At 59.1% G+C, this 13,130-nt stretch carries 16 protein-coding genes; 7 read left to right on the plus strand and 9 right to left on the minus strand.

The genetic code is table 11. From position 1 onward, the window contains the following. Positions 1-118 precede the first annotated feature (118 nt). Positions 119-472, plus strand: a complete 354-nt coding sequence (locus FW756_RS05115; RefSeq protein ID WP_446429080.1) for a DUF1877 family protein — start codon at positions 119-121, stop codon at positions 470-472. A 99-nt stretch (positions 473-571) separates the two neighbouring features. Here the strand turns inward: FW756_RS05115 and FW756_RS05120 are convergent, their stop codons facing one another. Continuing rightward, positions 572-2,167, minus strand: coding sequence for an isocitrate lyase (locus tag FW756_RS05120; protein WP_446429081.1), 1,596 nt, complete (start codon positions 2,165-2,167; stop codon positions 572-574). Between the two features lie 318 nt (positions 2,168-2,485). Here FW756_RS05120 and FW756_RS05125 point away from each other — a divergent pair, with 318 nt between their 5' ends. Then, a complete protein-coding gene (locus tag FW756_RS05125) occupies positions 2,486-3,802 on the plus strand; it encodes a heparan-alpha-glucosaminide N-acetyltransferase domain-containing protein (protein WP_446429082.1) in 1,317 nt (438 codons plus the stop codon). A 100-nt stretch (positions 3,803-3,902) separates the two neighbouring features. On the opposite strand, the gene FW756_RS05130 is transcribed toward FW756_RS05125, so the two are convergent. The 3 genes from FW756_RS05130 to FW756_RS05140 form a co-directional block, all read right to left on the minus strand. Beyond that, positions 3,903-4,739 carry a PhzF family phenazine biosynthesis protein gene (locus FW756_RS05130; protein ID WP_446429083.1) on the minus strand — a complete coding sequence of 279 codons (837 nt, stop codon included), beginning with the start codon at positions 4,737-4,739 and terminating at the stop codon, positions 3,903-3,905. Positions 4,740-4,759: 20 nt separating this feature from the next. Further along, the gene (locus FW756_RS05135; protein WP_446429084.1) at positions 4,760-5,215 is read right to left on the minus strand and encodes a hypothetical protein; all 456 of its coding nucleotides are present in this window, start codon (positions 5,213-5,215) and stop codon (positions 4,760-4,762) included. 174 nt (positions 5,216-5,389) lie between these two features. Beyond that, a complete protein-coding gene (locus FW756_RS05140) occupies positions 5,390-6,490 on the minus strand; it encodes a hypothetical protein (RefSeq protein ID WP_446429085.1) in 1,101 nt (366 codons plus the stop codon). A gap of 331 nt (positions 6,491-6,821) precedes the next feature. Between FW756_RS05140 and FW756_RS05145 the strand changes: the two genes are divergently transcribed. From FW756_RS05145 to FW756_RS05155, 3 genes are read left to right on the plus strand one after another with little or no spacing between them, the layout of a single operon-like run. Then, positions 6,822-7,241, plus strand: coding sequence for an SRPBCC family protein (locus tag FW756_RS05145; protein ID WP_446429086.1), 420 nt, complete (start codon positions 6,822-6,824; stop codon positions 7,239-7,241). Next, on the plus strand, positions 7,238-7,648 hold the full coding sequence (locus FW756_RS05150; RefSeq protein ID WP_446429087.1) for an EVE domain-containing protein: 411 nt from the start codon (positions 7,238-7,240) through the stop codon (positions 7,646-7,648). Before FW756_RS05145 ends, FW756_RS05150 begins: the two co-directional genes overlap by 4 nt. Beyond that, positions 7,645-8,127 carry a MarR family winged helix-turn-helix transcriptional regulator gene (locus tag FW756_RS05155; protein WP_446429088.1) on the plus strand — a complete coding sequence of 161 codons (483 nt, stop codon included), beginning with the start codon at positions 7,645-7,647 and terminating at the stop codon, positions 8,125-8,127. Before FW756_RS05150 ends, FW756_RS05155 begins: the two co-directional genes overlap by 4 nt. 23 nt (positions 8,128-8,150) lie before the next feature. Here the strand turns inward: FW756_RS05155 and FW756_RS05160 are convergent, their stop codons facing one another. From FW756_RS05160 to FW756_RS05175, 4 genes are all read right to left on the minus strand, one after another. Continuing rightward, positions 8,151-8,720, minus strand: coding sequence for a hypothetical protein (locus FW756_RS05160; protein ID WP_446429089.1), 570 nt, complete (start codon positions 8,718-8,720; stop codon positions 8,151-8,153). A gap of 14 nt (positions 8,721-8,734) precedes the next feature. After that, positions 8,735-9,304, minus strand: coding sequence for a DUF6434 domain-containing protein (locus FW756_RS05165; RefSeq protein WP_446429090.1), 570 nt, complete (start codon positions 9,302-9,304; stop codon positions 8,735-8,737). Positions 9,305-9,365: 61 nt separating this feature from the next. Continuing rightward, the gene (locus FW756_RS05170; RefSeq protein ID WP_446429091.1) at positions 9,366-11,174 is read right to left on the minus strand and encodes an alpha/beta fold hydrolase; all 1,809 of its coding nucleotides are present in this window, start codon (positions 11,172-11,174) and stop codon (positions 9,366-9,368) included. Further along, the gene (locus FW756_RS05175; RefSeq protein WP_446429092.1) at positions 11,171-11,758 is read right to left on the minus strand and encodes a TetR/AcrR family transcriptional regulator; all 588 of its coding nucleotides are present in this window, start codon (positions 11,756-11,758) and stop codon (positions 11,171-11,173) included. The genes FW756_RS05170 and FW756_RS05175 overlap by 4 nt, the downstream gene beginning before the upstream one ends. Before the next feature lie 139 nt (positions 11,759-11,897). On the opposite strand from FW756_RS05175, the gene FW756_RS05180 reads away from it, so the two are divergent. Then, entirely contained in the window at positions 11,898-12,380 is a 483-nt protein-coding gene (locus FW756_RS05180; RefSeq protein ID WP_446429093.1) for an HXXEE domain-containing protein, read from the plus strand. Here the strand turns inward: FW756_RS05180 and FW756_RS05185 are convergent. Further along, positions 12,306-12,626, minus strand: a complete 321-nt coding sequence (locus FW756_RS05185; RefSeq protein ID WP_446429094.1) for a zinc finger domain-containing protein — start codon at positions 12,624-12,626, stop codon at positions 12,306-12,308. The two genes, FW756_RS05180 and FW756_RS05185, sit on opposite strands and share 75 nt — an antisense overlap. A 30-nt stretch (positions 12,627-12,656) precedes the next feature. Between FW756_RS05185 and FW756_RS05190 the strand changes: the two genes are divergently transcribed. Then, complete coding sequence (locus FW756_RS05190; protein WP_446429095.1) at positions 12,657-13,103, plus strand: hypothetical protein; 447 nt, start codon at positions 12,657-12,659, stop codon at positions 13,101-13,103. The last annotated feature ends 27 nt before the right edge of the window (positions 13,104-13,130 follow it).

The following is a 13,130-nucleotide window of genomic DNA, read 5'->3' on the forward strand; positions in this document are numbered from 1 at the left end:
CATTTTCGACTCACCGATGCCGAGGTCGAACCAGTCCTCGAGGCGACAGGCGGCGACGCCAAGCTCGGTGAGGTTCTCGCGCGCTACGAAGAAGACCCAGCGCTGTACGCGCGTGCCTGTGAAACCGACAAGGCGTGGGATCCGATCGCCTGCGCTCTCTCCCGCAGGATCCAATGGCCCGTGGCCCGCACGAGGCGTCATTGGCGGCGCACGCGATCTCCAAGAAGACGAAGAAGAGTCGTGGATCACGCACCTGAACCCGAGCGGAGTCGCTGAGGTCGCCGCGTTTCTTGCAGACCTTACGGATGACGATTTCGCCGCTCAATACCGGGCCATGCCAGAAGAACTGCGAAACCCCGAGTACGGAGACCAAGAGGCCGAGTACGCACTCGGGTGGCTGGGCGAGCTTCGCACATTCTTCTCGGCAGCACAGGCTGAACGAGCACACGTCGTCTTTACTGTCGCGTTTTAGTAACACTCGGGGCGCTTCCGCTCCGCGCGAGTGCTCCCGATACATGCCAAGTGCGCCCCGCAGTCGGCCGAGGCCATATGCGGGGCGCACTCTCTTGGGTTAGTTGAACTGATTCATCGTGTTGTCCTTGCCACCGGCCTTCAGCGCCGCATCCCCGGCGAAGTACTCCTTGTGGTTATCGCCGATGTCGCTGCCAGCCATGTTCTGGTGCTTCACGGTTGCGATACCCTCACGGATTTCGCGACGCTGCACATCTCGCACGTAGGTCAGCATTCCCTCGTTGCCGAAGTATCCCTTCGCGAGGTTGTCGGTCGACAGTGCCGCGGTGTGGTATGTCGGCAGAGTAATGAGATGGTGGAAAATACCTGCGCGAGCCGAGCCATCTCGCTGGAAGGTGCGGATCTTTTCGTCAGCGAGTTCAGCAAGTTCCGTCGCGTCATAGTCAACACTCATGAGCGCGTCACGATCGTATGCGGAAACGTCCTTGCCCTCAGCTGCAAGCTGATCGTATGCCTGCTGTCGGAAGTTCAACGTCCAGTTGAAGGAAGGGCTGTTGTTGTAGACGAGCTTCGCGTTCGGGATCGCTTCGCGGATCCGATCCACCATTCCCGCAATCTGCTCAACGTGTGGCTTCTCGGTCTCGATCCACAGCAGATCCGCGCCGTTGCGCAAGGAGGTGATGCAATCAAGAACGCAACGATCTTCACCGGTACCGGGACGGAACTGGAAGAGGTTGCTCGCAAGGCGCTTGGGTCGCACGAGCTTGCCGTCGCGCTTCATCACCACATCGCCATCGCTCAGGCCAGATTCTGGAATCTCCTCGACGTCCAAGAATGCGTTGTACTGATCGCCCAGATCACCTGGCATGTGGCTCACCGCGATCTTCTGCGTGAGTCCGGCGCCGAGCGAGTCGGTGCGCGCGACGATGATGCCATTGTCAATCCCGAGCTCAAGGAACGCATAGCGGATCGCATTGATCTTCGCGATGAAGTCCTCGTGTGGAACGGTCACCTTGCCGTCCTGGTGGCCGCACTGTTTCTCATCGGACACCTGATTCTCGATCTGCAGCGCACACGCGCCTGCCTCGATCATCTTCTTTGCGAGCAGGTATGTTGCCTCGGGGTTTCCAAAGCCCGCATCAATGTCGGCAATGATCGGCACGACGTGCGTTTCGAAGTTGTCGATCTGCGACTGAATAAATTCGACCGCGGTGTCATCGCCTGCTGCACGCGCATCGTCGAGCTGGCTGAAGAGCAGGTCGAGTTCGCGAGCGTCTGCCTGCCGGAGGAAGGTGTACAGCTCCTCGATAAGCGCAGGCACAGACGTCTTCTCGTGCATTGACTGGTCTGGCAACGGTCCAAATTCCGAGCGAAGCGCAGCAACCATCCAACCTGAGAGGTAGAGGTAACGCTTGTTCGTCGTCTTCAGATGCTTCTTAATCGAGATGAGCTTCTGCTGACCGATGAAGCCATGCCACACGCCAAGCGACTGTGTGTATACCGAGGAGTCAGCGTCGTACTCCCCCATGTCACGTCGCATAATGTCTGCCGTGTACTGAGCAATTTCAAGCCCGGTATGAAAACGATTCTGCGCACGCATACGTGCGACGTGCTCGGGGTTAATACGATCCCAGCTCGGGCCGTACTCGCTCTTCAGCGCTTCTACGGATTCGATGTCGGCCTGGAATGCGGTCATGGTAACTCCTTTGTCGTGCGAGCCAGGGAGCAATTTCTGCGCCCGTGTTCGATTACTTCTACTCTGAGGTCACATTCCTCGCCTACTGCGACAATTTGGGGGTGAAATATCCCACTTTTTCTACAGTTCAGAAAGAGGCGCGGAGTGTGTGACAGGTCTCGACCTGGTCAAGAAAACTCCGAGGGCCGGTCTGAGCAACGCGCCAAAACGCCTCACATGGCCGATCAGAAAGCCCCACCCAGCGAATGAAACGTGCAACTTGCGCACGATTTCATGCTCACGATCTCCCGATGCCACCACTGCGCGCATACTGTGCAGATGACAGTCATAGAGACAGAAACGACGCAGTCCCCAGCGACAGCCGTGGGACGAGTCCGCTATCTGGGCATCGATCTCGCCAGGTTCGTTGCCATCGCTGGCATGATGGCCGCTCACCTTGTCGCAATCAAAGCGCTCATGCCCGATACCGCGGAGCCCGAGCAATCCATCAGCATCGCAGTAAGCCTTGCCACGAACGGCACGGCAGCAGCTTTGTTTGCAGTGCTCGGTGGCGTGAGTATTGTTTTTGCGACCCGTTCAAAGTTGCGTACCGATCAGCGCTTGCAGGCATCGCTATCAATTGCCGTTCGAGGCGTCGTTTTGCTGCTTCTCGGGGTGCTGCTCGGATTCGTGGACAACGGCATTATCGTCATCCTCGCCTTTTATGGCGTTGCCATGATTCTTGTTGCACCGCTCATCTCACTGCCAAGTTGGCTACTTGCGAGCATCGCGACGGTGCTCGGACTCACGTCTGGCTGGGTCAACATTGCCGTGCGACGTGCGCTCGGCATCACGATGGACGGCCCACATTTCACACTCGAATTTCTGGTCAGTGATCCACTTGTCGCTCTTCGTGCGCTGTTTCTTACCGGCGAGTATCCGGCCGTCACCTGGCTCACCTGTTTGATCGTAGGCATCTTGGTTGGGCGCCTCCTCACCACGGCTACGGCGCAGGGGAATCTGGGAAAGACGTCCGCAAGACTTGCCATCATTGGGGCCGTGATCTTCGTAGTGGCACAGCTCACCTCCAATTGGATCATCGACAACCTGCGCACATTCGGCGTACTCAAGGCAGGAACTGTCGACGAGGCAAGAATGCAACTGTTGCACATGGGAGGCAGTGGCGCCCCAGCTTCGCTGCACCCACTCGGGCAGCTCATCGCCGTGCCTCACTCCGGATCCGTCATGGATCTCATTCGCACCTTCGGGCTCTCGTGCGCAGTCATCGGACTACTCGTTTTCCTCTTCGATCGCGAAAGCGTGCGCGCCATAACGCAACCGAGGCGAGCAGGTTTTGGATCGAAGCTTCTCGGCGCAATTCGCGCCGCAGGCGCCGCCCCGCTCACCATTTACACGTTGCATATTCTGGTGTCGGGGCTCTTGCAATCCCCCACGTTCGGGTCCGGATCACAGCTCACAGGTGGGAGTGAGATTCCATGGTGGGCTGGTGGGCCAGCCATTTACCTTTTGCAGCTCGCAGGAGTCATCGCAATTGGGGCCATACTCTCGGCTTCTGGACGCCGCGGCCCGCTTGAAGCTTTGTTGGCGCGGATCGTCAGCCTCGTTGTCCCTCGCCGTTCAAGTTCCCAGAGTTGAGGCTCCTTGATCCGACCACGGAATATCGACCGCACTCTGTAGGGCACGGCATCGATGAGGGGCCGCGCCCTACAGGGCACCGCGTTGTAGAGCTCAGTTTCTACAACGAAACCTCACCTGTCACGCACAACGAGACGTTTCCGCCGACCCAGATGTCTCCTGAATCAGCAACGATATTGACACGTCCTTCGAACCCGATGGCAGTGCCCTGCGAAGCAACATATTCAGAGCCTGCGAGACCTGAGGTGATGAGCCAGTGGGCAATGCCGGCATTCAGACTTCCAGTAACGGGGTCTTCCCACACGGGGTCGCCGCCGACGAACGCACGCACTTCAAACTGGGCTTCGTGGCCGGGTTCATACGGGCCCACGACACCAATGGAAAATCGCTCCAGGTGTGCGGGGTCAGGCTGCAGTCCAATGACGTCAGCTGCACTCGCAAGGCGCACGCCGATCCACTCTGGCCCGTTCACGAGCCACGATGCCTCGAGAATGTCGCTCGGCGAAATACCCAGTGCACCTGCGATGCGCTTCGTAAGCGGCTCGTCGAGCGGCTCAAATTTCGTGAGTTGCGGCGCGGCAAAGCTCAGACCTTCGCTTCCGACACGCACCGACACAAGCCCAGCACCGCATTCTTGCATGACGATGCCATCCTGCTGCGGCTTGCCGCCCGAACGCAGCCAGGCGAATGCGGATCCGAGCGTGGGGTGACCCGCGAATGGGAGTTCTCGGGTAGCGGTAAAAATGCGTACGCGATAGTCGGCTTCAGGTGACTCTGGCGGGAACAAGAACGTCGTCTCTGCCAAATTTGTCCAACGCGCAAATCGCTGCATCTCGGCCGTGCTGAGACCTGTTCCGTCGTGCACGACTGCTAACGGATTGCCCCGGTACGGGGTGGGTGAAAAGACATCTACTTCGGTGTACTCGCGGGCTTGCACATCTCCAAACCTACACAACCTTATTCAGCATCAAAAGCCTCTTCGAACAAGTCAACGCCACTTGGCACATCAGCGAAAAAGCTCACTCCCACGCCAAGGCCTGCATCAATGCTGTCCAGTCCCGTCTCGGCAAACCGCAACATCCACGTGCCGTCGTCCCAGACCACAATCTCAGGCTGGTCGAATGGGGCGGGCGCGGATCGCAGGCGCTCACTATCTGCCTCCGAGAGTTGATCGCCGGTCTCACTCAAGTGCGCCACCAGATACTCAGCCGCGACGTCAGCCACGCGTGAGTCGGGCGAGAGCACGTAGGCCAAAAGCTCCAGGGACCGCTGATCAGGAGCCATCGCTGGCGACATCACGAGCGACGTGGGAATCATCGTGTCTTGCGCAGCCCAGCAGGCGAGTTCGTCTGGAGCGTCGACTCGCTCAAAACTTACGTCACCAATTTCGAACTGCTGCGGGATCTCTTGCATCGTGACACTGTATCAATTGGCGCGGATCATCGCGGCTTGCCGCTCACGCAGATCACCGTCAATGATTCCTTTACGACCAATGATTCAATCATGATCGCTCCCACCACCAGCTGCGTCAATACCGCGACGTCAGATCTCACAGAGGGGACCAACTCACTCGCAGCACTCAGACGCTTAACGATCGAGCAACCACCCGAGCAACAGCGGGAACCCGAGGATACAGACACCGGCACCAAGAACAATCGCCGTGCTCCAAAACGCCGGTCGGCGACGCAGTCGCTGTCCTTGCGCAGCTACGCGCGTCCAGGATTGGTTGCTGCGCGGATCTGAATAGGTGTCCGCCTGATGACCAAGCTCATGACCGATGAGCTCAGCAAATCGCAGCAGCGCCGTGTATTCCTCACGGTCAGCAGACGCTCGAACACGCTTCGACGCAACTGTGAGCTGATCTTCGACGATCTCCATATCCCATGATCGCCCATGATCGATCAGGCAGGCCATCACATCGGGCGTGAGGAGTTGCAGCGCATCAACCGCGTACTCGCAAGGTGCGTACACAGTGAAGTGCCTGTCAAAGTCCCCTTCGAGCGAGATCTGCTGAGAATTTACGAGGTACGTTCGCAGGCTCCCATTCATACGGGAATCGATGACGAGGTGCGGAAGGCTTCGTGGAAGCGTGAGCTGCAGATACCTAAAGGCGGTTCGAGGCACGGCCGCATCATCTTTCGACCCGTGGTAGCTTGCGATGCCCATCTTTACCGAGGGCCGGTCATAATCGTCCTGCGTCCACAGCGCGAACCGTGCCGTGAAGCGTGGCTGTGCCATCTGCGCCTCGCGCGATATCGGTTTGAGTCCGTTCGAGGCAGGAGGACCCTCAGCGAGCAATAGACCACGCGGAGCGGGACCATCGCAGTACGCAGCATAGTTCAGTCCCCTTTCGGTGGCGAACTTTTTGAGGCGGATCCCCCGACGAACATCGTGCGGCGCAGATACGAGGACGAACACGAAGACCCACCCCATCAGCGCAACCCACAACAACACAACCGTCAGAAAGCCCCGGAACCAGCCACCCGAGGCAGGGAACACCACAGGTGCAGGAAATTCCATCGTGAGCATCGACGCCACAAGCGTGACGGCAAAAACAGGGACGAGGAGTGCTCCCCCGGTCGCCGCACGGCGAAATACCCGAGGATCTTCGGCCCGCACTTCAGCCCAGCTTACATAGCTCGGGAACTCTGCTCGAAAGAGGCGAAGGCGTTCATCATTGGGGGTCATACGAGGCACCACCTGCGTCAGCCTGCCACTCACTGGCAATGCGCTCGATCCAGTCGACGGCATTCACACCGCACCGAGTGCCATCTCTGCTCGGCCTCACGCGCTACCTCGACCGCGCGTGAAGTTTCACCAAGATTGAACGTTTCAGGCGCACAGAGAATGCGAAGCGGAGGATTCACCTCACCCACTATAGGTGCGCTGGTGCATCCAGGGGCAGCACCGGACATTGCTCTGCGATTTACCCAACGACAACCTATCGCTCCACCACCAGCCCACCGAGATAGCGAGGATCAACTTGCACAACAATTAGTAAGCGCGCATACTATTATTCATGAAGCTCATTGACTCACACCACGCCTTCACCACGCATGACCCAAAGACCGTATTCTCACTGTGGTCCGACCCAGCAAGCTGGCCCAACTGGGATGCCGAGGTGCGTGAGGTTCATTTCGCGGGACCCACGAAGGTCGGCGCTCAGGGCAAGATGCGTCCGGCATCCGGCCCCGCCGCAAAGTTTTCAATCACTGCCCTTGAGCAAGACCACATTCTTACCAACGCGTCGTCACTGCCTGGCGCAACGCTCATTTTCGAGCACAAAGTCACACTCGCGAATGGCGGATCGGACATTGCGGTCACCGTCTCGGCTTCCGGGCCCCTGTCCACGTTTTGGCAGCGCGTTCTTCGCAAGAACATGTCCGGCGCCGCCCGCTCTAGCGTGGTCGGCCTCCTCAACCACCTGGATGCCGCATGACTCGCGGGTGGCTTGGTGTGGTATCGGCTGCGCACGTGCGCCGTGGAGTCCAGCTCGGCATCGCTCAAATCAATCACGGTAAACGTGCTCCCCTGGCGCGTATGAACACCGGCGATACACTGATCTACTATTCACCCACAGAGCAGCGCGGCGATCGCACCCCGTACCAACACTTCACAGCGGTTGGCACTTTTCCAGACAGCGACATCTGGCAAGCCGACGAAGGCTGTTTCATGCCGTACCGGCGCCGAATCAACTATCTCGCAACGGCACCGGTTGCGCTCACCGAACTCCGCAGTCAGCTACGTTTAACCCAAGAATCAAATTGGGGATACCAGCTCCGCTTCGGACTCATACCCCTCGACCCACACGATACCGACACCATTATCGAGGCGATGCTCACATGACCGGAAGACTCAACAGCTCCTTCCCTGCACCCGAGTTGAGTACCGGGCTGATGCTGTGGCAGGTGACGAACGCATGGCAACGCGAGATCCGCGCGGCCCTCGCACCCTTCGATCTCACCCACGTCCAGTTTGTCCTGCTCGCAGTGCTCACCCATGCGGATGACGGCACCCCTGTAACCCAACGCGAACTTGCCAGGCGCGCAGCAACAGATCCCATGATGACATCGCAGGTACTCCGGACACTCGAGGGGAAACGTCTTGTCGAACGACTTCCACATCCTGTCGACCGCCGAGCCCGCGCGGTCGCGGCGACTCCTGCTGGCATCGATCTCGCTAACCACGCCAACGCGGCCGTCGAAGCTGCGGATCACTCCTACTTCTCGACGCTAGGACCAAAAGTTCCCGACTTCACCGAAAGTCTCGCTGCGCTCTACGCCGCCAACGACGATGCCAACGAGAGCGACTCGGCCCCTGCGTAAGCGAGACGTGGGCCGAGAGGTCGCTACTTTTGGGCCCGTGCCGCGCGAAAGTCGCTTCGAAGCACACCGCGCTGGTGCGATTCCGAACAGGTGAGTCCAGCTTCCTCAAGCCAGCTTCTGGCACTCGCAGGAACTTCGGCAACAAACCGCTCGACCCTGTTATGGCGATACAACTGGCCAATCGTGCATCGGATTCGAGCGGTCGCAGAATCAACCGCGATCTGGGATGGCGCACCATCGTGCACGATATGCAGGCGGCGGAGGTCTCTCAGACGGATCTCAGTGCGATCCGCCCCATCGACAATGCAGAGCATCTGCTCACTGAGGATGATTTCAACCTCACGTTTACTGAGCCCCATTCGCATGTAGCCCACGACCGTGACACACAGCCCCGCGCACAGCACTCCTGCGAGCACCGCTCCTGACGTGTCCCCGCCCGACACAAGCACGAGGCAGCCAGTCACGAACCCGATCATGAGCGACAGCCAAATGAGCCCATTCGACCACGCCTGTCTCAGGTCTACTCCTTGAACCCGAAGCACGACTGCGCCACCCTCGCGGACCCAATCTGCGCACACAGATGACCGCGGCACGGTTCTTTGCCTCATCACGATCCCGCTATCGGACGCTGATCGACCGGGGTGTTTCGGTACACACGCCACTCCTCCAACAACTGTTCACGTGAGCCATCTGGGTGCCGCTCATGCCATGCGCGAGTAAAGCGGTTGTATTCAAACTGGCTATCAATGCTTTTGTTTCCCACGTGACGTGTTGCCGCGAAGTGGTCGAGTGCATCCTGCATCGTCTTCGTTCCGTCAGACTCGGCAAAGAATTCGCGCATGGCTGCATCGAAGTGAAACTCCGGCCCAATGTGTTCACGCATCCACGCTCGAACAACTTGGCTCGAGCGTTGCCCAACGGGAATCACGGTCGAGTGCAGAAGCGGCGCCGCAAGTTGCTTGGCTTGCGTGCGTCGAGCAGGCGGCGGCTCCTCGAACAACCGCCCAGCGAGTGCCGCGGCCACCCTCGCCGTGAGGAGCTGTTTGCTCCCGCTGGCGCGCACACCAATAGTCCGGGCAAAAGCTTCGAGTTCAGCTTTCAGCCAATACCACCTCAGAAATTCCTCTTCTGAAAGTTCGACTGACAGCGGAGGTCGGGAGATTGGATCGAGAGTCACCAGTTCAGCCTATTGCCAGTTGTCGCCCGTCAGGGTGAGGCATCACGCTGACGAGCGATCATTACTGCGCAATCAGTTTCGCGACTTCCTGGCCGTGGGTGAGCTGTGGATGATGTCCAGCTCCAGCAATCACGTGCAATTCCACATTGGGTTCTTTTCCCAGATCTCGCACGAACACAGGCAGCAACGGATCCTCCGACCCAGTGATAATGCGCACCGGGCCTGTGAACGCGCGAAGCTGTTCGCGCAGATCACGGCGCCAGGCTTCTGATCCCGCTTGCACGAGATGATCAAGCGCGTGGGTCGCGCTGCTGCGCTGCAGATCCTGCACACTCGTCTCAAGCGCATCAGCGTGCTGTCGACTACCGGTCAATCTCAGGGAGAACTGTTCTGCAGACATGTGCTTGAGTGCGGCGCGGATCAACGGGCGCTGCCACGTCGCAATTCGAGTAGGCGACTGCAAGAAGAACGGAGCTACGAGCGTGAGCGAGGCGACCTGCGCCGGGTGCTGAGCTGCCGCAATGACTGCCGCGGCCGCACCAATCGAATGCCCGACGAGGTGGGTGGGCACTTCCCCCAGCACACCCGGCAACCAGTTCTGCCAGTCAGACATGCCACTGCCGCGGCTCAAACCCAGTCCGGGGAGGTCGAGCGCGCGTGCACGTGTCGCCGCCGCAACGGCAGCCCAGGTGTCGGCATTCACTGGCAGGCCGGGCAAGATCACGCGATGGCTTTCGCGCACACCAAGCTCAAACGTACCGATGCCACCGATCTGCGACAGACGACGCTCCTCAGACGGTGCCGCACCGAAACGCTGCGCGACGAGGTAGTCAGCCCAGCGAGCCATCGACACGTCGACCTCGGGCATACGCATGCCGTGGCGCGAGGCGAACTCCTCCGCCGACTGCGTAGGATAGCGGTCAGCTGACAGGAAGGTGAGCGTTTCCAGATCCGCTTTCGTGATCCACCGAGGTAGGCGCGTAATCACTGCTGTCGGAATACGCAGTCTGGGAACCCTGGCACCGATATGCCTGCCAGTGTCCGCCAGCAGTTTCGGCAGCATCGGTGTATCGGCATCAAGCACCCAGTACGACTGACCTATCGCGTTCGGATCCGCTGCAACCTCACGCATGAACCGGGCAAGATAGTCAACGGTAACTACCGGCAAGAATGTGGCGTCGCCGCCGGGGAGAGCCGGCGTGGATCCGCGCCACAACTGCGCAATGGTGTCAGCGAGTCCGATCTGCTGATCTGATTCGCCGGTCTCACTGTCTCCGATAACGCTCGACGGATTGACGATCGTCCAAGGGACATCAAGTTCGGTCGCACGCGCTTGGAAAATCGCATCTGACTCCACCTTCGAAGCCTCATAGGAGCCGAGTTTCGCGTAACGCTTCTGCCGTTCGTCGTCTGACCACGGCACAGATGCCGGGTCTTGCCCTCCCACTCGATACCCAGAGATGTGCACGACTCGAGTCAACTGCGAAAGACCTGCCGCGAAATCAAGCACTCGCTCGACGATGCCAACGTTTGCCGTTCGTGCTTCATGCGGCGTCATGCCGAATCGGTAGACCCCCGCACAGTTATGAATCTCGGTGATGTGTTGCCATTTGGCGGATCCGCCAGCGAGTATCTCTTCGCCATCAAAGTCGACCGCGGCAAGAGCAATCTCGGCTGTGAGTCCGCGATTTGCAAGCCAAGCACTCAGCTTGCGTCCGGATTCGACCGAACGCACCGCCGCCGTGACAGAGGCACCTGCGCCCGCAAGTTGCAGGGCCAGGTGTCGACCCACCAGTCCAGAAGCTCCAAAGATGAGCGCATGACGCTTGCTTTCCTGACGCATGCTAGTGGAACGTTGTTCGTCATTCATGCGACAGATCCACTCTGACGAAGCAGCAAATCGACGGCATCTGCGGCGGCTTCGAGTGGCTGCACGTTCCGCAACGCTCGAGAGACAATGACTGCGCCCTCAACCATCGAGACGATTGCCGTTGCCAGCGCCTTCGAATCTGTGGATGTCAGGCCATTTGCCTCGAGCAGCTGCGCAGTCGGGGTGATCCACGACTCGAATGCCGTTGCACAGACACGCCTCAGCCGCTCGCTCTCAGCTCCCATCTCAAGCGTCACCACCGACACCGGGCACCCCAGACGAAAATCGCTTGTTGAGACGATGCCCGAGAGCACCTCGATTGCTGCGCGAATCGCCCCCGTTGCCCCTCCGCCCGATGCCGCCGCTTCTGCGAGCAGTTCACCAAACTCGACCGTTGCAAGCTCAATCGCGGCAACCCCCAGCCCCTCTTTGCCGTCTGGAAAGTGAAAATAGATCGAACCTCGCGGCGCTTCGGCGTCTTCGGTCACAGCGTTCAGGCCAGTTCCGCTGTACCCATTCTCCTGAATGAGACGGAGCATGGACGCGCTGAGTCGAGCCTTGGTGAGGGTTCCTTTGGATGCCATGCGTCAATAATAGACCGGTCAACATATTTTTATGCAAATCGAAGCTTCCCGGCGTACGCCAAAGCCGAAGATGACGGCTACACGGACGCTTGAGTGCACAACCCCAAACGGAGCCACCGTGTCACCCTAGAATCAAGACATGAAGCTTCGCGGACCTGCGCTTTTGTTTGCCACTTGGGCGCTGCATGACGTCGAGGAGGCGTTGGCATTTCCGTCAACGAGCGACGAGTTGGCTCACGTCACTGGGATCGAGAGCCTGCGCATCAACAGTCGCCAGTCATGGACAGCAGTTGGAACCATGGGCGCCTTCGTCGCGACTGCCTGCTTCCTCGGACGAAAATCCGAGGGGCGTTCACGACTGTATCGCGCCGTCTTGGCCGGACTCGAAGGGCATGTGTATACCCACCTTGTGGCCTCAGCTGCACGGCGAGGCTACACAGCCGGAGTCGCCACAGCAGTGCCGGTCATGCTTCCCGGTGCCATTGCAGCACGCAGAGAACTTCGACAGACAGGCACTCCCTTACAGATTCGCGATTACATTCGCGGATCAATTCTGCTTATTCCTGCAGCAGCCATCAGCCACGTGCTGGCAAGACTCATTCCGACGAACCCCCGTCGATAGCTCATTCCCTGAGCGCTGGCGCTGGCACTTCGAACAAAAGCAACTTGACCGTCCACCGAACGGAACCCGAGAGACCTTGGACCCGCACCGCGGGCACGCATCTCCCCGCGCCCGTACGCGTTCATCGAGTGCGCAAATACGCCTACGACAGCTCTTTCTGACGCTCAACAGAGCTCGTGTCCGATGGCGGCCGAAACTGTGCTCTGCCTGGCAAAGCGAGCAACGTTTGCCAGGTGCTCCGTTCATGTCCGATGTGCCAAATACAATGACATCACTATGTCGTTCAACTTCGCACTGGCATTCTTGCCGCACACAACCCCGTCAATGCTTGGCGAATCATCGCACGCTGCAATCTCGTTTGATGAGGCCAGCACCAGTTCGATGCATGGTGCGTCCTCGGCTGCATGTGGGCCCCACACGTTGCTTGTCGATCCCACTATGCAGATTCTCGACACGTCTTTCGTCTCCACGTCCGGCACAACGACTGTGCTGCTCTCAGGCGTCGCCGATACCTATGTGGTCAGAATTGACGGCGACAGTCCCCGGCTACGAGTCTTTTCGCAGTATGAAGTTGCAGAAGACGAAGGGGTGCCGGTGCCTGCCGAGTCCGTCTTCGAAGAAATCGAAGACCCGGAAGACGCCCATCTCGAGTTCTTTTGCCGCATGGCTGGCATTACGGTAAACGAGCTATGGACCCTCGACTGGACACCGCTCGCGTCTTAGGCCGTTATCAACTGATATCCACGCACG

This window comes from Leucobacter sp. 1207-22, assembly GCF_052850455.1.